Origin of the sequence: Thermoflexus sp., from assembly GCF_042408365.1 — a bacterium.
Taxonomy (GTDB): Bacteria; Chloroflexota; Anaerolineae; order Thermoflexales; family Thermoflexaceae; genus Thermoflexus.
Genome location: NZ_JBHOQJ010000133.1, coordinates 1 through 18,807, shown reverse-complemented (window position 1 = coordinate 18,807; position 18,807 = coordinate 1). Strand labels below are relative to the sequence as shown.

Genomic DNA, 18,807 nt, shown 5'->3' with positions numbered 1-18,807 from the left:
GCTCACGCGGCCCGCACTTTATAGGGTTGGGGTTCCCGGCTGGATCGCGTCCTTATCCGCGTTATAATTCCTTCTTGAGATCAAGCTGTTCGTTTTCATCGGGATTGGGGCGTGCGGTTCTGATCCCCCAGAAGGCGGTTCGCAGCTCCCAAGAGGGTGGGTGGACATTTTGGAAACTCCACATCTCTACCATCGAGGTGCACAATGAGCGATCCGCGTCTGGAGAAGTGGGCCCGGGTGCTCGTGGATTATGCGACGGCGGTGAAGCCCGGGGATAAGGTGGCGATCCGGGGCACGCCGGCGGCTGCGCCGCTCCTGCTCACCATCTACCGACAGGCCCTGGAGCGGGGCGCATATCCTCATCTGCTGGTCTCCCTGCCGGGGGCGGCGGAGATCTTCTACCGGGTGGCGGAGGAACCCCAGCTGACGTTCGTCTCGCCCATCGATCGCCTGGTCACCGAAACCTTCGATGTGATCATCAGCGTGCTGAGCGAGACCAACACCCGATCCCTGAGCAATGTGGATCCGGCTAAGCAGGCGAAATTCTCAGCCGCGCGACGGGATCTCACCCGCGTGTATATGGAACGGGCGGCCCGCGGAGAACTGCGCTGGGTCCTCACCCTGTATCCCACCGAAGCCTACGCCCAGGAGGCCGAGATGGGCCTCCACGAGTTCGAGGAATTCGTCTACGAGGCGGGCTGGTTGAACGATGAAGATCCGGTCGCCCGCTGGCGGGAGCAGGCGGCCTTGCAAGAACGGCTGGTGGAATGGCTGAAAGGGCGCCGACGGATCCACATCCGAGGCCCCCATGCCGATTTAGTGCTCGGGATCGAGGGGCGGGTCTTCATCAGCGCTGACGGCCGTCACAATTTCCCGGACGGGGAGATCTTCACCGGCCCGGAGGAGACCGTCACCGAGGGCTGGGTGCGCTTCACGTATCCAGCTCTCTACGGCGGCCGCGAAGTGGACGGCGTGGAGCTGGTGTTCGAAGGCGGGAAAGTGGTGAAAGCGACGGCGCGGAAGAACGAGGCTTTCCTGCACCGGATGCTGGAAACAGATGAAGGGGCGCGGCGGCTGGGCGAGCTGGGCATCGGCACGAACTTCGCCATCCGACGGTTCACCCGCAACATCCTGTTTGACGAAAAGCTGGGAGGCACCTTCCACCTCGCCCTGGGGGCCTCTTATCCGGAGACCGGCGGGACCAACCAATCCGCCATCCATTGGGATATGATCTGCGATTTGAAGGAGGGGGAGATCGTGGTGGATGGGGAGGTCCTCTATCGAGATGGGAAGTTCATGATCGGTTGAGCGAGAGAGGTGGGGGCCAGTGCCTGAAAGAGCGGATGCCCTCCAAACGAGCGCCACACACCCGAAAAATTTGCCAGGACATATCCTCAGGAGGGGATCCATGGAGATCGAGATCCGTGGGCTTCGAGTGGATCCCCGTTTACTGGAGCCCCGGCCGGTCCAGCGATGCGGCCCTGCTTACTGCCGGGGCCGTTGCTGTGCCTACGGGGTATGGGTACGGGTGGAGCAGCGGGATGAGATCCTCCGCCACGCGGAGCTGATCAAAAGGGTCCTGCCGCCCGAGCGGCACGACGAGACACGATGGTTCGATCCGGAGCCGGAGTGGGACGACACGCCCCCCGCGGGATACTGGGTGGGCACCACGGTCATCGAGAACCCCTCCCACCCGCTCGGCCAGGCCTGCGTCTTCTTGTTAGATGATGGGCGCTGCAGCCTTCAGGTCGCCGCTGCCGAGGCGGGCATGCACCCCTGGGCCCTGAAACCGCTGCATTGCGCGCTCTACCCACTCACCTTATGGGAAGGCCAGCTGATCCTGGATGATGAAAACGAGCTGTACGCGGAGGCCTCCTGCCAGCAACCTGCTGAAGAAGCACGTCCGCTGTTTATGGTCTTTGATCAGGAGGTGAAATGGGTGTTGGGGGAGGAAGGATTCCAGACCCTTCTGGAGCTCTACCGGGCCCGCTATGGAGCCGAAGGACATCCTGAGCCTGGAGGCGTATGACTACGAGCTGCCGCCGGAGCGGATCGCCCAGTCCCCGGTGGAGCCACGGGATGCCTCGCGGCTGATGGTGGTGCATCGGGCGACCCGGCGGATCGAGCACCGGATCTTCCGGGAGATCGTGGACTACCTGCGGCCCGGGGACCTGTTGGTGTTCAATGACACCCGGGTGATCCCGGCGCGCCTGTTCGCGATCAAGCCGACCGGGGGGCGAGTGGAACTGCTGCTGGTGCGCCGGGTGGACCCGGAGCGCTGGTGGGCGATGGCGCGGGGCCGCCACATCCGCCCCGGCGTGCGCCTGCAGCTGCTCTCCGGCAACCGGCCGGTTGACCTCTACGCGGAGGTGGAGACCGAGGGTGAAGGTCCCCTCCGCCTGCTCCGGTTCTCCGCTCCCCTGGAGGGGTGGCTGGAGCGGCTCGGAGTGATCCCGCTCCCACCGTACATCCGGCGGCCGCTTCATGACCCGGAACGCTACCAGACCGTCTACGCCCGGGTCCCTGGCTCCGCGGCCGCGCCGACGGCGGGGCTGCATTTCACCCCCGAGCTGCTGGCCCGTCTACGGGATCACGGCGTCCGCTTCGCCTTCGTGACGCTCCATATCAGCTTGGACACCTTCCGGCCCATCACGGCCCATGACGTGCGGGAGCACAAGCTGTACCGAGAATGGTGCGCGCTTCCCGTGGAGGCGGCCGAGCTCATCAACCGCACGCGGTTGGAGGGAGGGAGGATCGTCGCGGTGGGCACCACGGTGGTGCGGGTCCTGGAGACGGCCGCCCGCCGCGGGCTGGGATGCTCGCCCGACACCGCCTGCCCTGGGCAAGTGGTTGGGCCGTTCGAGGGGGAGACCGACCTTTACATTTACCCCGGATTCCAGTTCCGGGCGGTGGATGCCTTGATCACCAATTTCCACCTCCCCCGCTCCACGCTGTTGCTCCTGGTGGCCGCCTTCATGGGCTACGACCTGATGCGCGAGGCCTATCAGATCGCCATCGCCGAAGGCTACCGGTTCTACTCGTTCGGCGACGCCATGCTCATCCTCTAATCAGGGAATGGACAGGCTCCCTTTCTCTCCCGGGATCTCCGACGATGCGTTGGCCGCCCTTGGTCCAGGCATCCTTCCTACAGCGCCTGAATCGGTTCGCCGTGGAAGTGCGCGTCGGACGGCAGCGGGTGCGCGCGCACCTGCCGAACTCCGGCCGCCTGCGCGAGCTCCTGGTTCCCGGTTATCCCGTGTGGATGGCCCGGCGGGAGGGCCGGCGGCGAACCCAATACGATGTTCAGGTGGTGGGATTGCCCAACGGGGTCCTCGTCTCCGCCGACGCACGGGTGCCTAATCTCTTGTTCCGGGAGGCATGGCAGAAAGGTGAGCTTCCCCTTTTTCAGTCTTACACCACCCTGGATGCGGAGGTCCCATTGGGGGAGGGTCGAGTGGATTTCCGGCTCTCCGGCCCGCACGGCGTGGCTTACGTGGAAGTCAAGAGCGTCACGCTGGTGGAGGAAGGAACGGGGCTGTTCCCGGATGCGCCCACCGAACGAGGGCGTCGCCATGTGAACGCCTTAATGGCCGCGCGCATGGACGGCGCCCGAGCCTTTATCATCTTCATTGTGCAGCGCCCGGATGCCCAGGCCTTCCGCCCCCACGATGTCGCCGATCCGGCCTTCGGGGAGATCCTGCGGACCGCCGTCGCTTGCGGGGTCGAGGCCATGGCTTATCGGTGCCACGTCTCGCTGGAGGAGATCCGCCTCGTTGATCCAATCCCGGTGATCCTGGATCGGTGATCAAGGGATCCCCCATCGGCAGGAGGGACCGCGATGATAGAAAAGCCGGCTGCTGAGCCGCTTGCCGCGCTGGCGGAGGGGAAGCCCTACCGGGTCCTGGGTGTCCGGATGGACCGCTTCCGATATCGCTGGTTCGGGGTGCTGGAGGTGGAGGGGAAAGCGGGACGCCTGCGCCTGCCGATGACCGGGACCATCGCCCAGTGGTTCCGGCCGGGGGAGGAGGTCCTCGTCGCTCTGCAGCCGCAGGCCGATCCCCAGGCGCTGACCTTTGACGCCTACGCGCTGTGGCGGGTCGTGGACGGCGAGGCCGTCCCCATCTGGCCGTTCTACCGGGAGCGCTTCGTCCTAGAACGCTCCTCCCCGCTCTCCCCTACCCCACTCTATCGCTACACGGTGCTCGCCCGGGAAGCGGGCCTGGAGTCAGACTTCGAGGCCATCGTGGATCTAGAGCAGCACCACTACGCCTCGGAGGCGGAGATCCTCGCCCGCTGGTGGTGCCCGGAGGATCGAACGTGGGCGGAGGCCAACGCCCGGCCGCTCTGCCCGCGCTGCCGCCGCCCGATGCGCTTCGGCGACCTCAAGGACGCCACCCGCGCCTCCCGCTTCTTGGTGCTGCTCCTCGAGGACCGGATGCCGTATGAGCCGCTTTACATCGGCTACGTGCGCATCGACCCCCCGATCCTGATGATGCACCGCCGCCTGCCGGATGGCACGATCCAGCCGAACCTACGGCAGGCGGTCTTCCCCGCGGATTGGTTCGAGCCTTCGTTCTGGCCGGAGCGCCTGGAGGAGGAGCTGAGGCGGCAGCGGCCGGACCTCTCGCCCTTCGACCTGTGGTGGGAATCCCAGGAGATCGCGCTGAAGATCTGCGACACCCGGGGGGCCCGCCTGGCCCGGGTGGTGGTTCATCCGGATTACCGGGCGGAGGGTCTGGGGCAACTGGCGCTGCGGGCAGCCATCCGCTGGATCCGGGAGCGCCGCGTCCCGGAGATGCGGCGTCCGAAGGCGGTCCTGGAGACCATCGCCCAGATGGCCCGCTACAACCCCTTTATGGAGCGGGCGGGATTCCGCTACCTCGGGGACACCGCCTCCGGGCGGCCGGTGCTGGTCTACCCGCTGGAGGAGGAGGCAGCCCGCTGCCTGGAGCGGTTCTACGAGACCGATCCCGTAGCCCAGACGCACCGCGGGAAGCTCTACCGCCCCGCCTTTCGTCCCATCGAGCCGCTGGCCGGGCCGATCCGCCTGCGCCACGTCACCTACCGCTATGAGAGCACCCTCCGCCTGAGCGGCATTGCCCCTCCGCTCCAGGAAGTCCTGGAGGCTTTCGGGGTGCACGAGCGAACGATCCAGAAGATCGTGCTGAAGGATGCCTCGCTGACCATCCACCCGCGGCAGATCGTGGCCGTGATCGGCGCCTCGGGGGCGGGGAAGACCACCCTGCTGCGGCTGATCTACGGCGCCGCAGCCGGGCGCCAGGACCCCCTGTATCGGGCCCAGTCCGGGATCATCGAGCTGCCGGAGAACGTGCAGGTAGCCGCCTACCTGCCGGGGGAGATCGAGCCGGACTTCGGCGGGGAGACGATCCTGGAGGCCATCTACCGGTTGACCGGGGATGAGGTGCTGGCCATCGAGGTCTTGAACGTGGCCGGGATCGCCGACGCGGTGCTTTACCGGGCGCGGTTCTGGGAGCTCTCCACCGGCCAGAAGGAGCGCGCTCGCATCGCCTACCTGCTGGCCGCACGGCCGAACCTTCTGCTCATCGATGAGTTCGCGGCCCATCTGGATCCCCAGATGGCGCTGCGGGTGGCCCGCAAAGTGGCGGCCCTCTGCCGCCAGCACGGCATCACCCTCATCGCCGCCACCCATCGCCCGGAGGTCGTGCAGGGCCTGGAGCCGGACCTCACCCTCACCCTCGGCTACGGCCTCCTCCGGGTGTCCGCCCGCGGCGACTGAATCCGCACCCCGTCCCGCTGCTTACCGCCGGCGGCCTGGTTTTCTTTCCCCCAGCGCCTCCTCCAGCCGGATCCAGACCACCGGCCCACGGGGGCGGTGAATGGGGATCGGCTCCGGGAACTGCTGGGGGTCCGTGAACACCCAGATATAAAGGGGTCGTCCCCGCGCATAGGCCTCCAGGAAGGCGGGGTCAGCGCGGTGTCGGGCGATCTGCCGCCGCAGGACCTCCAAGGGGACCGGCCCCCGGATCTCTGCCAACACGGCGGTGCCGATCCATCCCCGCGGGCTGATGATTCCGATACGCCCCCGGATGTGGGTGGGATAGCGGCGGATCTCCCAGGGTTTCTCCCCGGAGACGATGTAGGTCGCGTAAGGCTCTCGCACGATCAACCCCAGTTCGGGGCGCATACCCCATTCCCCCCTCTCGAGTAACGGATGCTTATGGATCCGAAAAGAGGGAGCTTTTCCTCTCAACCTCCTCCGGGCCAGTCCACCTGGCCATCCTGAGCCACCACAATCGGTTGGCCCGCCTCCTTCATCGGCTGGATGGGCTCGCGGGCCCCCTCGGTGAATCGGGCACCCGCCACCCCCGGCCAGACCTCCCCCGGGGCTTTCCGGAAAATCCCCACCCGGCGAACCGCCCGCTCCACGTCCCCACGGTCTACCGCCCACTTTACGCTGGCCTTGAATCACGATGTCCGTCAGCCGGGCGTCTTCGAAGGCCCCGGGGGGAGATCGCCTTGACGCGCAGGGCCCGCCTTAGCGCTTCCGTCACCTCTTGAGCGGAGAGAACGTGGATCCGGCGGAAGTCCGGCTAGCCGAAGTAAGCGACGGCGCGCTCCCCGTAGCGGCGCCGGAGGTCGTTGTCCTTCAGGATCCCCACATCGTTCCTCAGGAGCTCAAACTCCCGCCGGTGTTCCTCGAACTCCCGGCGCAGGGCCGCGAACTCCTCATAATGCCATCGCTGCGCCTCGGCTAAGGCCGCGATCTGCGCTTCCACTTGTCAGAAGCGTTCCTCCGTCTCCTTCCGGAAAGCGGCAGAGACCTCGTCCCGGAAAACCCGGAGTTCCTCTCGGGAGGCCTTCACCTCCCCCGGCAGGCGCAACAATTCCTCGGAGGCCAGCAGCGCCCATAGCTGCTGGCGCCAATCGGGATGTTCCCGCAGCAACGCCAGGAGATCTTGAAAGTCCTCTACCGTGAACGCCATCACCGCCTCCACAGGGATTTTACCCCGCTTTGTCCGACCGGACGATCCCGAGGCAGCCTGGAATGCGAACCGGATAACGGTGGAGCTCTCCACAGCCTTCAAGCGATCTCCAAGCTTTTCGCGTATATTGTACGATAGCTCCAGGACCACATCGCGGGATAGGAGACGAGGGATGCGGGTGCTGACAGTGGCTCAGATGCGCCAGGCGGAAGCGGCCGCCGATGCGGCCGGTCACACCTACGCACGGATGATGGAGCGAGCCGGCCAGGCGGTGGCCGCGGAGATCATGCGGCGGATGTCCGTCCAGGGCCGCCGGATCTTGATCCTGGTCGGGCCGGGGAACAACGGCGGCGATGGCCTGACCGCCGCCCGTTTCCTGAAAGAGGCTGGCGCGGAGGTCGCCTGCTACCTGCTGAAGCCGCGGGAGGAGACCGATCCTGTTTTCCAAGCCGCGAAAGCGGCGGGCTGCTTCATCGCCCAAGCGGCGGACGACCGCACATGGCGGGTGTTGCGCCTTTGGGCCCGGAGCGCAGCAGTGATCGTGGACGCGCTGCTGGGGACCGGGACCACCCGCCCGCTGGAGGGAGACCTCCTCCGGATGCTTCAAGCGGTGCGCGCGGAGGTCAGCGACCGGCGGCCGTGGCCCACCTCGTTCTTCGCCCCGGGCGTTCCGCTCGTTCCACCCCTTGGCGTCTCGTCTGCCCGTCCTGAGCCGTGGCTGGTGGCCGTGGACGGGCCGACCGGGATGAACTACGACACCGGGGAACTGGATCCCCACGCCTTCCACGCCGACCTCACGGTGACCTTCGCGTATCCCAAGGTAGGGCACTTCCGGTTCCCAGCGGCCCACGCGGTCGGGGAGCTCGTTGTGGCCGACATCGGGATCGAGCCGAAGTGGGTGCCGGAGGGCGCTTTCGAGGTGATGGACGCCGCCACCGCGCAGGGGTGGTGCCCACCGCGCCCGGCGGACGCCCATAAAAACACCTTCGGGAAGGTGGCGGTGGTGGCCGGCTCCACGAATTACCCCGGCGCCCCATGGCTGGCCGCCCAGGCGGCGGCCCGGGCCGGCGCCGGATGGGTCACCTTGGCCATCCCACGAACCATCTACCCGGTCCTGGCGGCGAAGACCACCGAGATCACCTATGTGCTGTTGCCGGACGAGCTCGGCGTCCTGATCCCGGACGCCGTTGAGGTCCTTGCCAAGGCCGTCGAGGGCTACGCGGCGATGGTGCTGGGGCCCGGCCTGACCCAGGAGAAAGAAGCGGTGGCCTTTGTGCACGGGATGTTCGGGATGGAGCGCGCAGCCCGGCGGGGCCGCCTGGGCTTTCACATCGAGGAGGAAGAAACGACGAAGCCAGCACCCCCTTCCTTTACCTGGCCGCCCTTGGTGGTGGACGCCGATGGGCTGAACGCCATCGCCCAGGCGAAGGACTGGGCGGCCCGGCTGCCCGGACCGGCGATCCTCACCCCCCATCCGGGGGAGATGGCCCGGCTGACCGGGTTGGAGAAGGGGGCGATCGAGCAGGACCGTGTGGGGATCGCTCGACAGTTCGCGCAGGCTTGGGGGCACGTGGTGGTGCTGAAGGGCGCGTTCACGGTGGTCGCCGCCCCGGACGGCCGGGCACTGGTGCTGCCTTTCGCCAACCCGGCGATGGCCACGGCGGGGACCGGGGATGTGTTGGCAGGGGCGATCGCCGGGCTGCGGGCACAGGGGCTGGGCCCGTTTGAGGCAGCGGCCCTGGGCGCCTATCTCCACGGCCTCGCCGGGGAGCTGGCGCGCCGGGAGATCGGATCCGCCGGGGTGCTGGCCGGGGATCTCATCCCCCGGCTTCCCACCGCGCTTCGCGCCCTGAAAGGGGAATAGGGCCTTCCGTCTTGCGTCCGCTCCCAGGGGACACCCCATGCACGGGAACCGGATCCCAGAGCTGGAAGGTTTAGACCCTCAGGCTCCCCCGCAATGGCGCTGGATCCATCGGGCGCGCCCGGATGCCCGGCGGATTGGGATCCTTTCCGCCTCATTCAATCCACCTACCCGCGCCCATGTCGCGCTGCTCGAGGCCGCCCAGGGGGCCTTCCACCTGGAGGAGGGGGTGCTCTTACTGGCTATCATTCATGTAGAGAAACCGCCGGCGGGCTTCGGACTGCCGGAGCGCCTGGAGATGTTGCGGACCATCGCCCGGGGCCGTCCCTCCTGGAGCGTGGCCCTCTGCAACCGCGCCCGGTTCTTCGAGAAAGCGCAGGCACTCCGCGCCGCGGTGGGACCCTCCCCAGAGCTCTTCTTCCTACTGGGAGGCGACACCCTGATCCGCCTGTTCGATCCCCAGTATTACCCGGACATCCCTATGGAGGCTGCCTTAGAAAGCTTCTTCCAGACGGCGCGCCTCCTTGTCGCCCCCCGTCCGCCTTGGGATCTCCCTTCCCTGGAGCGCTTCCTCCAGGACCCTGCGCGGGCCCCTTACCGGGCGCGTATCGACTTCCTCCAGCTTCCGCCGGCCCTCGCGGAGGTGTCCTCCTCTGAGGTTCGCCGGCGCCTGATGCATGGGGAGCCGATCGTGGATCTGGTGCCCTCGGAGATCCTCCCGAAGCTGGCCCGTCGGAAGGAGGGCTCCCTATAACGGCTCTGAAGTCGCCCAGCTCGGCCAGTGCCTTGTTTCCCCATAGACAGATAACGAAGCACTATTCCGCATCCGAACAATCGCCGGATGGGGTTTTCGGTCCGTTGGCCCCGCGGCACGCTGTGACCTTAGTCCTACCCTCTGATCGCTGCAAGGACTCTACAATACAACAAGGACTGAATTTTCTGACCTGGGCGGGCAGCGGGAGGAAGCCGGTGGGCGGGGGGATCAAGGGACGTGGACAGGCGCTGGTGTTGCTGGCCCTCGCGTTCGCGGGGATGCTGGCGTTGCTGGCCTTGGCGATCGACGGGGGAAACGCCTACGCCCAGCGGCGGCGGGCTCAGAACGCCGCCGACGCAGCCGCCCTCTCTGCCACCCGCCGGCTTTATGAGATCCGACGCCAGGGCGGGAGCGAAGCCGACCTCCTCCTTGCCCTCCGCGAGGCCATCGACGCCCACGGGGCCTTCAACGTGGACGGCCAGCCCAACCGCTTCGAAGCGGAATACATGGACGAAAACGGAAACCCGATCGCCCCCGTGGGCGCTGGGACGATCCCCGAGAACGCCCGGGGCGTGCGGGCCACGGTCATCAACCGCTTCGACGCCTTCTTCGCCGGCGTCTTCGGGTTCGATCCCATGGAGGTCCGAGCCCTGGCGACGGCGGTCTACCGTCTGCCCCCGGCGTGCGCCTTCGCCCTGTTCGCGGAGAACGATTTGCAGGCGGATTTCGGGTGGCTTGGCATACAGGCGGGGGGAGTCCACGCGGGAGGCGACCTCACCCTTGGAAGGGCCGGTGCCATCCAAGGGCCGTGCGAATATGGCAGGAGCGCGGACATCACTGGGGTGGAATGCAGGGACAGGCCGACCCAAGCGCCCTACCAGCCCCTCCCCGCCCTCTACACGGTGAGCGACTTCGCCCCCGGCGGCCCCCTGTGGAACGCCTATCCCGGTGGGCGTTACTGTATACGCCCCCAGGATCCCAGCCAGCCGATTGTGCTGGACGCACACTATGAGGGAGCGGCGGAACCCTCCCCCAATCAGTGTCTTACAGCCCAACGGGTCCGCTTGTGGGATGGCTTGTATTACCTGGAGGGGGACGCCCAAGTGATCCGGAGCCAGAGGGGCGGGCAGATTCGGGCAAAGGTCACCCTCGCCGCCGTTGGATCGCTCATCCTCTCCTCAGACAGCCCTTATGATCTCTCCCCGCCCTTTAACGATCCTCAATGGGGCGCCCCTCTACTGGTGGCGGGCCGGGCCATCACGATCACCACACCCTCTAAACACGGTTTTACATGGCAGGGGCTGATCTTGGCGAACGGGGGAGCGGTGACCCTCTCCACGGGCGCTCAGGCCCGATCCGATCGCGGTGCGATCTACGGCCGGGCGCTCCGTCTCAACGGCGGGACGCTGGATCTAACCTTCGATCCCACCACATGCCCGGTGGGGATCGCGCGGGTGGAGCTGCTGCGATGATCGGCGCGGCGCTGATCCTGGGAGTCGGATTCGGGATCATCGGGCTTCTGCTGACGTGGTGGCTCCTCGGCCTGGAAGAAGCGGACGAGGCCCCGCCGGAGGTCTCGATGTCCGTCGAGGCGACGCCTGTAGGAGAGCCCCCCCGCTGGGCTTCGTTGGTATGGGGTCTCGAGACCGCCCCCAATCCGGAGACAGAGCAAGCGCTGAGCTGGGCACGTGACCGCGTGGCCCGATGCGCGGCGTGGCTCGCCGCGCGATGGACAGCGCTCTGGGGGGTCAGGCGGCAGGCCGAACGCCGCCTCCGCCGGCTGCTCCGCGAGGCCGATCTCCCCTGGCACCCTGCGGAGTGGATCGGGCTCACCCTGGGGCTGATGGCCTTAGGAGCCTGGGTTGGACACCGGATCTATCGGCTCCCAGGCTTTGTTTTGCTGGGCATTCTCGGGGGCGGGGCGCTGCCTTTTCTGTTCCTGCGCCACCGCCGTGAGGCGCGCCGGCGGCGCCTGGAGGCCCAGCTGGCGGACGCCCTGCGCCTCATCGCCCACACCCTTCAATCCGGCGGCAGCCTATATACGGCCTTTGAACAGATCGCCCGCGGGTTCCCGCCTCCCATCGCGGAGGAGTTCCGGCGGGCGCTGCTGGAGATCCAGCTAGGCTTCTCGATCTCCGAGGCCTTGGAACACATGCGGACCCGTGTGCCCAGCGAGGACCTATCGCTGGCCATCACGGCCATCCAAATCAACCAGCAGGTTGGGGGGAACCTCCCGGAGTTCCTGGAAATGGTGGCAGCCCGGATCCGTGATCGGGTCCACATCCAAAACGAGATCCGTGTGTTGACTGCCTCCTACCGCCTCAGTGCCCAGATCTTAACGGCCCTCCCGGTCCTCCTGTGGCTGGTCCTGTTCCCTCTCAACCGGCGCTACATGATGCGCTTCTTCACCAGCGGCCTCGCGGGCTACGCCCTGCTCGGGTTGATCCTCGTGCTGGTCCTCTTGGGCTTCCTGGTAATCCGTCGAACGATGCGCGTGAGCCTGTGAACCAATGACGTGGGAGCCGCAACGGGTGGAGACCCGCGACACGGGCGCTGGACCCCCAGTTCGCACGGCATCCAATGGCGGTGAGCATCTTTCACGAGCCATTCGGCGGGTGGAGGCCCGTTCTGGGACGAACGCACGGGACAGGCACTGATGAAACTCAAAAAATCAATCTCCACGTTCCGTGCGGGCGAGTTAATTTTTCAAGCTTCATCAGCGCCCGTTTCCCTCTCATATTACAAGCCCCCGTTCCCCCCGGCCTCAGATGGGGAGAAAAGCCCTCTGCGCGCCCTAATTCGTCGGGGCGCCCACTCGCTCAAAAAGTTGACCGCTGGCCGCACCTCTCTATAATCCGGGGGAAGGGGTCGCACAATCGAAACCCCCTTGATCTTGGAGCTGGCAGCCACCCCTTCCAGTAGTGGCGAGCTCCAAGGGTCCCAAATTCAAGGGGGCTACGCGGGGAGTGGAATGGTCCCACCCCCTTTCCCCTGTGGGGCAAAGCCGCACGGGGGGAAATTGATTTCCTCGTGGGGTGTGAGCCGTCGAAGGCGGCCCGCACCCCACGAGGAAAAATGACCATCACTGTACCGAATGGAGCGACCACCTGGAGCGGGGAGGATCAGGCGTTCTATGGCGTTCCCAATCGGATGGGAGGAGCCCAGGAGTCTGTTCTGCCGTCTGTTGAAAGGACGGGTGGATCTTTACCGCGTGCCGTTCAGCGAGCGGTCTTCGCGCATGATGGTCTTCGCCGAGGACCTGCGACCCGGGGTGCCCGGGTTGTTCATCAAGCTGGCGGAACGGTGGGAGAAGCAGCAGGAGAAATTCGGGGACTATCGCCAGCGCCGGCCCATCGTGGAGCGCCTGGTCTTTCTCAGCCCCGACGGCGAGCCGCTCCCCGCCACGTTCACCACCTACCCCCACGCGGTGTTCTTCCGCACCCCTCAGGGGATCATTGGGATGACCTTCAACGATCCAGAAGCGCTTTACATCACCCTGCCCCCCGAGGCGATCGGGATCCAATTCATCGCCCAGGCGGAGACCGCCCGGGCCGACCGCCGGGGTGGGATCCTGCGGGGGGTGCGGAACCTGTGTTACACGACCAACGCCCGCCTGCGGCACAACCAGATCGAATCCGCCGGCCCGGGCCTCTTCCGGGTGACCTTCATGGTCGAGCCAACGCCGGATGCGGCGGTGCTGCTCAACATCACCCCCCGTCTCGGGTTCAACCGCTCGATCCGCCCCGCCCTCCCGGTCTTTCAGGAAGCGGAGGCCCGATGGCACGACTGGTTCGCGGCCGCCCCGCGGGTCGATGAAGACCTGGCCCCCCAGTATCACTACGCCTGGTGGGTGATGCGGGCTGGGCTGATCTCCCCCCGCTACTATATGACCCGCGAGGGGATGACCCCCAGTAAGATCCACTATGTGGGGGTCTGGCAGTGGGACGCCTGCTTCCACGCCCTGGCCTACCGCTATGTGGACCTCAAGCTGGCCGAGGATCAGATCCGCCTCGTGCTGGACCACCAGCGGGAGGACGGGATGGTCCCCGACGCGGTCCACGACGAAGGGCGTGTGACCCACCTTCCCTTCCCGGTGGATGCCGACGTGACCAAGCCGCCGATCATCGCGTGGGCGGCCTGGAAGATCTACGAAATGGGCGGGGATCGGGATTTTTTGGACGAGATCTACGAACCTCTGGTGCGTTGGATCCGCTGGTGGTTCGAACGGAACGACGACGACCGGGATGGCCTGTGCCAGTATAACCATCCGTATTCCTCCGGATGGGACGACTCCCCGGTATGGGATGGGGGCGTACCGGTGGAGTCGCCGGATTTGAACACCTATCTGGTGATCGAGCTGGAACACCTGGCTCGCATCGCGGAGGTGATCGGGGAGCCGGAAGACGCAGCGCGCTGGCGGGCCGAAGCGGAGGCCCTCACCCGACGGATCATCGAGGCCATGTGGGATGAGGAGGCCGGCCTGTTCTGGCCGCTGCGGGGTGAGGCTCCCGTTCGCATCAAGACCCCCCTGAGCCTCTATCCACTGCTCACCGGCCGGCTCCCTCCCGCGATGGTCGAGCGCCTGATCGCCCATCTCGTCGATCCCCGATCCTTCTGGCCAAGGTATCCGATCCCTACCGTGGCCATGGACGATCCCCATTACAACCCGGAGCAGATGTGGCGCGGCCCGACCTGGTTGAACATCAACCGCCTGTTCATCGAGGGCTTGTTCCGGTGCGGATATCCGGACCTTGCCCGAGAGCTCCGACGGCGGACCCTCGAGCTGGCCATGGGCCATCCGGACCTCTATGAGTATTACCATCCGGAAACCGGGGAGCGCCCACCCCGGGCGGCCCCCATCTTCGGATGGACCTCGGCCGTGTTCATCGAGCTGGCCATCGAGGCCAGCCGCGAGCTGAACGCATAAGGGAGCTGGAGAACCTCGCATGACCCGCATCCGCCTGACCTTAGAACGAATGGCCCATGGCGGGGAAGCCATCGGCCGCCACGAAGGCAAAGTGATCTTCGTGCCCTTCGGCATCCCTGGGGAGATCGTGGAGGTCGAGGTGACGGAGGACCGGGGCTCCTATGCCCGGGGGCGGATCGAGAGGATCCTTTCCCCCGCCCCCGAGCGCGTCGATCCCCCATGCCCCCATTTCGGGGAATGCGGCGGGTGTCACTTCCAGCACATGCAATATGAGGCTCAGCTCCGCTGGAAGGCGGAAATCGTGCGGGATCAGCTGCGCCGCATCGGGAAGATCGAGGACCCACCCGTCCGCCCCACCATCCCCAGCCCGGACCCCTTCGGCTACCGGAACCAGATCCAGTTCTCGGCCTCCCCGGACGGTCGTCTGGGCTTCCAGGCGATGCGCTCCCACCGGGTGGTCCCTATCTCCCGGTGCTGGATCGCCCACCCCATGCTCCAGGAGCTCTATGAGGCCTTGGATATCGAAGGGCTGGATCTGCAGCGCCTCACGCTGCGCTGCGGCGTCCGCACCGGGGATCGCATGGTGATCTTCGAGACGGAAGGGGATGAGCTGCCCATCTTGGAGACGGATTTACGGGTCTCCCTCGTCCTCCTGACGGTGGATGAGAAGGCTGTTCCGCTGATCGGTCTGGATTATCTCACAGAGGAGGTGGGCGGTTTCCTCTTTCGCATCTCGGCTCCCAGCTTCTTCCAGACCCACACCGCCATGGCCGAACAGATGGTCCATCAGGTGGTGGAATGGGCCGACCTGCACGGAACGGAATCGGTCTTAGATGCCTATTGCGGGGTGGGGCTGTTTGCCGCCCACCTGGCCCCGTTCGCTCAGCGTGTGGTGGGCATTGAAGCGCACCCAGCTGCAGCCGCCGACGCCCGCCACAACCTCGCCCGCTTCCCACACGTGGAGATCCTGGCGGGGACCGTTGAGGCGCTGGCGCCGACGCTGGAGGGGCCCTTCGATGTCGTCGTGGTGGATCCGCCGCGGACCGGCTGTTCGAAAGAGGCGCTGGAAGCGCTCCTGCGGCTGGCCCCGCGTCGCTGGATCTACGTCTCCTGCGATCCGGCGACCCTCGCCCGCGACGCCCGCCAGCTCCTGAACGCCGGCTACCGCCTGCACGTGGTCCAGCCGTTCGATATGTTCCCGCAAACCTATCATATCGAGACGGTGTCGCTGTTCGAGAAAACATGAGGAATGGGGGATTTGGGGGCGTTGATCCTCACCATCCCATACCCTCCAAGAAGAAGCAGTAGGGCACTGACCCTTGACGTGAGCGGGATTCTCAATGACCCAACGGGAGATCGAAAGGATGGGAGTGATGGGTGCCAGGAACCAGGTGGTCGCTGAAACCATCCTTCCCTCGGGTCATCGCGTGGCCCTGGTGCATGGGGATTTGACCGAGGAAGAAGCGGACGCCCTGGTGAACGCTGCCAACGCCTACCTGAAACACGGAGGCGGCGTCGCCGGGGCGCTGGTGCGGAAAGGGGGACCCCGAATTCAGGCGGAGAGCGACGAGTGGGTACAGCGCCACGGGCCGGTCCCGGTGGGCGGGGTCGCGGTGACCGGGGCCGGGCGCCTCCGCGCCCGGGCCATCATCCACGCTGTCGGGCCCGTGTGGGCAGGCGGGGACCAAGGGGAGGACCGCCTGCTCGCCGAGGCGATCCGCAACACCCTGGAGGCAGCCCGGGAGCGCGGCTACGAACGGATCGCCATGCCTGCCATCAGCACGGGGATCTTCGGCTTCCCGAAAGAGCGGGCGGCCCCGATCTTCTGGGAGACCATCGCCGCCTTCGCCGCCGCCCATCCCGAGGAGCCGCCTCGGGAGATCCGGATCGTGATCCTCGACGAGGCCACGCTGCGTCCCTTCCTCGCCGCGTTCCGGGAACGGTTTGAAGGTCGCCCGATTGGGTAGGGGCATCCCTTGTGGGTGCCCTTCGAGGGCGGGCACAAGGCCCGCCCTCACAGCCTTATTCGCCGAGGCAGCCTATCCTTCCGCCAAAAGGCGGACCAAGAGGGCCTTCTGGGCGTGGAGGCGGTTCTCCGCCTGGTCGAAGATCACCGAGTGGGGGCCGTCCGCCACGTCGTCGGTGATCTCCTCACCCCGATGGGCGGGCAGACAGTGCATCACGATGACGTCCGGCTTCGCCTTCGCCACCAGGGCGGCGTTGACTTGGTAGGGTGGGAAAACCTGCCGCCGGATCTCCGCCTCCGCCTCCTGGCCCATGCTGGCCCACACGTCGGTGTAAATCACGTCCGCATCCCTTACGGCTTCCACCGGATCGTGCGTGAAGAGCAGACGGCTGCCGCTGCGGGCGGCGAAGGCCTTCCCCCGCTCGATGACCGCCTCCTTCAGCATATATCCTGGTGGGGTCGCGATGGCGAAATCCATCCCGAGCATGGCGCAGGCGTAAAGCAAAGCCGCGGCGACGTTGTTGCCATCCCCCACGAAGGCCAGCTTCAGCCCCCGCCAGCCTCCCTTTTTCTCGTAAACCGTCAGCATATCCCCCAGGGCCTGACACGGATGCTCGTCATCGGAAAGCCCGTTGATGACCGGGACCGTCGCGTAGCGGGCCATCTCTTCCAACACGGAGTGAGCGAAGACACGCGCCATAATGGCGTCCACATACCGGCTGAGCACCCGCGCGACATCGGCCACGCGCTCGCGCTTGCCCAGGCCGACTTCTTGGGGGGAAAGGTAAATCGCGTCCCCGCCCAGATGACGCATGGCCATCTCGAAGGAGACGCGGGTGCGCAGGGAGGGCTTCTCGAAAATCATCCCTAAGGTTTTGCCCGCCAGGATCGGCGGGCGCACCCCCGCCTTCCAATCCGCTTTCATCCGCGCGGCCTCTAGGATCAACCCCTCGATCTCCTCAGGGGACCAATCCGCCAGGGAGATGAAGTGCCGTAGAGCGCCCATCGAAGTTCCCCCTCCTTGAGTTGAAATTTGACTGAAGGAGCAGCCGTTCAACTCCCCGCCCCGGGCGGGGCCGGTTTTCTTCTGGGGGCTTTCCTTCCACCCCTTCACAAGAGCTTCAAACCGAATGGGGCCAGGCTGAATAATGACGCCCCCTCAAGGTTTATGGAGGAAATCAGCGACCGCCCGCTCCAGGATCTCTCCATCCAAGTTACCGCCCGAGAGGATGAGCACTGCTCTCCGCCCGGCCCAGCGATCGGGATCCTCCAGGAGCGCCGCTAAGGCGACCGCGCCGGAGCCTTCCGCAATCAGATGGACCTCCACCGCCAGCAGGCCGATGGCTCGCAAGACCGTCTCCTCCCGGACCACTGTCACTTCGTGAATCGCTCCCTGACAGGCCAAGTGATAAGCCAGCGCCCCTACACCGCCCGCCAGGCCGTCCGCCAGCGTCGGGCCCGCCGGATAATCCGCGTAAAGCCGTCCATCCCGCAACGAGGCCGCCAAGGCCGGGGAGGCCTCGGTCTGCACGCCGATGATCCGGGTCTTTGGAGCTAGGGCCTGATAGACCGTGGCGATTCCGCTGATCAACCCGCCACCCCCCACTGGAACCAGCACCGCATCCACCTCCGGGAGCTCCTCCAGGATCTCCAGGGCGATGGTGCCCTGGCCGGCCACCACCCAGGGATCCTCATAGGCATGAATGTAACACACGCCGGTCGAGGCTGCGAAGGCCAGCGCGGCTTCATGGGCCTCCGCGTAGCTCCGGCCGACCCGATGCAGATCGACCCCGAAAGCCTGCAAAGCCTGGATCTTATTCTGGGCGGCGGTCTCCGGCACGAAAACGGTCACCGGGATCCCCCCCAGCGTCTGGGCGGCGAAGGCAACCGCCAGGCCGTGGTTGCCCGCGGAGGCCGTCACCACGCCCCGCGCGCGCTCCTCTGGCGTGAGCTGCGCCAGCCGGGTCAGGGCGCCTCGGACTTTAAACGAGCCGGTCGGTTGCCACGCTTCGAGTTTCAGCCAGACCTCGCTCCGAAGCCGCCGGTTCAATCCGGGGAACATCCGCAACGGCGTCGGGGGAAGCACGGGTCGCAGGCGGCGACGCGCTTCCAGGATCTGCGTCAGAGAAGGGGCCAGGAGGGACGCTTCCACAGGTTCTATCCCTTGAATCAGATTAAAGGGCACCTACAAGAGGTGCCCCTACCATGGATGTCCTTACCCTATCCCATGGACACACCCAACTCAGTGCGTTGATATCTCCGTTCCCCAATGTGCAGGACCCCCCTTATCCCTCCTCCCCACGGTCCGAAGGGCCGTGGGGAGGAGGGATAAAA

General features: G+C 66.3%; 17 protein-coding genes. 12 read left to right on the top strand and 5 right to left on the bottom strand.

From position 1 onward, the window contains the following. Window positions 1–204: 204 nt before the first annotated feature. The 5 genes from ACFMO5_RS06085 (at window position 205) to ACFMO5_RS06065 (ending at window position 5,758) form a co-directional block, all read left to right on the top strand. Window positions 205–1,308: an aminopeptidase gene (locus ACFMO5_RS06085; RefSeq protein ID WP_376791864.1), complete on the top strand. Its 1,104-nt coding sequence runs from the start codon at window positions 205–207 to the stop codon at window positions 1,306–1,308. A 100-nt stretch (window positions 1,309–1,408) separates the two neighbouring features. Further along, a complete protein-coding gene (locus ACFMO5_RS06080; protein ID WP_376791863.1) occupies window positions 1,409–2,029 on the top strand; it encodes a DUF3109 family protein in 621 nt (206 codons plus the stop codon). After that, the gene (gene queA / locus ACFMO5_RS06075) at window positions 2,007–3,068 is read left to right on the top strand and encodes a tRNA preQ1(34) S-adenosylmethionine ribosyltransferase-isomerase QueA (protein ID WP_376791865.1); all 1,062 of its coding nucleotides are present in this window, start codon (window positions 2,007–2,009) and stop codon (window positions 3,066–3,068) included. The genes ACFMO5_RS06080 and queA overlap by 23 nt, the downstream gene beginning before the upstream one ends. Window positions 3,069–3,112: 44 nt before the next feature. Beyond that, complete coding sequence (gene sfsA, locus ACFMO5_RS06070) at window positions 3,113–3,805, top strand: DNA/RNA nuclease SfsA (protein WP_376791862.1); 693 nt, start codon at window positions 3,113–3,115, stop codon at window positions 3,803–3,805. 33 nt (window positions 3,806–3,838) lie between these two features. Next, window positions 3,839–5,758, top strand: coding sequence for a GNAT family N-acetyltransferase (locus tag ACFMO5_RS06065; protein ID WP_376791861.1), 1,920 nt, complete (start codon window positions 3,839–3,841; stop codon window positions 5,756–5,758). Window positions 5,759–5,779: 21 nt separating this feature from the next. Here ACFMO5_RS06065 and ACFMO5_RS06060 read toward each other — a convergent pair whose 3' ends face one another. The 3 genes from ACFMO5_RS06060 to ACFMO5_RS06050 all read right to left on the bottom strand — a co-directional run bounded on the left by ACFMO5_RS06060 (window position 5,780) and on the right by ACFMO5_RS06050 (window position 6,965). Further along, window positions 5,780–6,166 carry an ASCH domain-containing protein gene (locus ACFMO5_RS06060; RefSeq protein ID WP_376791860.1) on the bottom strand — a complete coding sequence of 129 codons (387 nt, stop codon included), beginning with the start codon at window positions 6,164–6,166 and terminating at the stop codon, window positions 5,780–5,782. 406 nt (window positions 6,167–6,572) lie between these two features. After that, complete coding sequence (locus tag ACFMO5_RS06055; protein WP_376791859.1) at window positions 6,573–6,758, bottom strand: hypothetical protein; 186 nt, start codon at window positions 6,756–6,758, stop codon at window positions 6,573–6,575. A gap of 3 nt (window positions 6,759–6,761) precedes the next feature. Then, window positions 6,762–6,965: a hypothetical protein gene (locus tag ACFMO5_RS06050; RefSeq protein ID WP_376791858.1), complete on the bottom strand. Its 204-nt coding sequence runs from the start codon at window positions 6,963–6,965 to the stop codon at window positions 6,762–6,764. Window positions 6,966–7,137: 172 nt separating this feature from the next. Here ACFMO5_RS06050 and ACFMO5_RS06045 point away from each other — a divergent pair, with 172 nt between their 5' ends. The 7 genes from ACFMO5_RS06045 to ACFMO5_RS06015 all read left to right on the top strand — a co-directional run bounded on the left by ACFMO5_RS06045 (window position 7,138) and on the right by ACFMO5_RS06015 (window position 16,474). Next, a complete protein-coding gene (locus ACFMO5_RS06045; RefSeq protein WP_376791857.1) occupies window positions 7,138–8,829 on the top strand; it encodes an NAD(P)H-hydrate dehydratase in 1,692 nt (563 codons plus the stop codon). A 37-nt stretch (window positions 8,830–8,866) separates the two neighbouring features. Continuing rightward, the gene (locus ACFMO5_RS06040; RefSeq protein WP_376791856.1) at window positions 8,867–9,580 is read left to right on the top strand and encodes a nicotinate-nicotinamide nucleotide adenylyltransferase; all 714 of its coding nucleotides are present in this window, start codon (window positions 8,867–8,869) and stop codon (window positions 9,578–9,580) included. 215 nt (window positions 9,581–9,795) lie between these two features. Next, window positions 9,796–11,052: a pilus assembly protein TadG-related protein gene (locus tag ACFMO5_RS06035; RefSeq protein ID WP_376791855.1), complete on the top strand. Its 1,257-nt coding sequence runs from the start codon at window positions 9,796–9,798 to the stop codon at window positions 11,050–11,052. Beyond that, complete coding sequence (locus ACFMO5_RS06030) at window positions 11,049–12,086, top strand: type II secretion system F family protein (RefSeq protein ID WP_376791854.1); 1,038 nt, start codon at window positions 11,049–11,051, stop codon at window positions 12,084–12,086. Before ACFMO5_RS06035 ends, ACFMO5_RS06030 begins: the two co-directional genes overlap by 4 nt. 627 nt (window positions 12,087–12,713) lie before the next feature. Then, on the top strand, window positions 12,714–14,507 hold the full coding sequence (locus ACFMO5_RS06025) for an amylo-alpha-1,6-glucosidase (protein ID WP_376791853.1): 1,794 nt from the start codon (window positions 12,714–12,716) through the stop codon (window positions 14,505–14,507). 19 nt (window positions 14,508–14,526) lie between these two features. Next, the gene (gene rlmD, locus ACFMO5_RS06020) at window positions 14,527–15,753 is read left to right on the top strand and encodes a 23S rRNA (uracil(1939)-C(5))-methyltransferase RlmD (RefSeq protein ID WP_376791852.1); all 1,227 of its coding nucleotides are present in this window, start codon (window positions 14,527–14,529) and stop codon (window positions 15,751–15,753) included. Window positions 15,754–15,880: 127 nt separating this feature from the next. Continuing rightward, window positions 15,881–16,474, top strand: a complete 594-nt coding sequence (locus tag ACFMO5_RS06015) for a macro domain-containing protein (RefSeq protein WP_376791851.1) — start codon at window positions 15,881–15,883, stop codon at window positions 16,472–16,474. 72 nt (window positions 16,475–16,546) lie between these two features. Here the strand turns inward: ACFMO5_RS06015 and argF are convergent, their stop codons facing one another. Both argF and ACFMO5_RS06005 read right to left on the bottom strand, forming a co-directional pair. After that, window positions 16,547–17,479, bottom strand: coding sequence for an ornithine carbamoyltransferase (gene argF, locus ACFMO5_RS06010; RefSeq protein ID WP_376791850.1), 933 nt, complete (start codon window positions 17,477–17,479; stop codon window positions 16,547–16,549). A gap of 153 nt (window positions 17,480–17,632) precedes the next feature. Continuing rightward, window positions 17,633–18,625, bottom strand: coding sequence for a threonine/serine dehydratase (locus ACFMO5_RS06005; protein WP_376791849.1), 993 nt, complete (start codon window positions 18,623–18,625; stop codon window positions 17,633–17,635). Window positions 18,626–18,807: the final 182 nt, after the last annotated feature.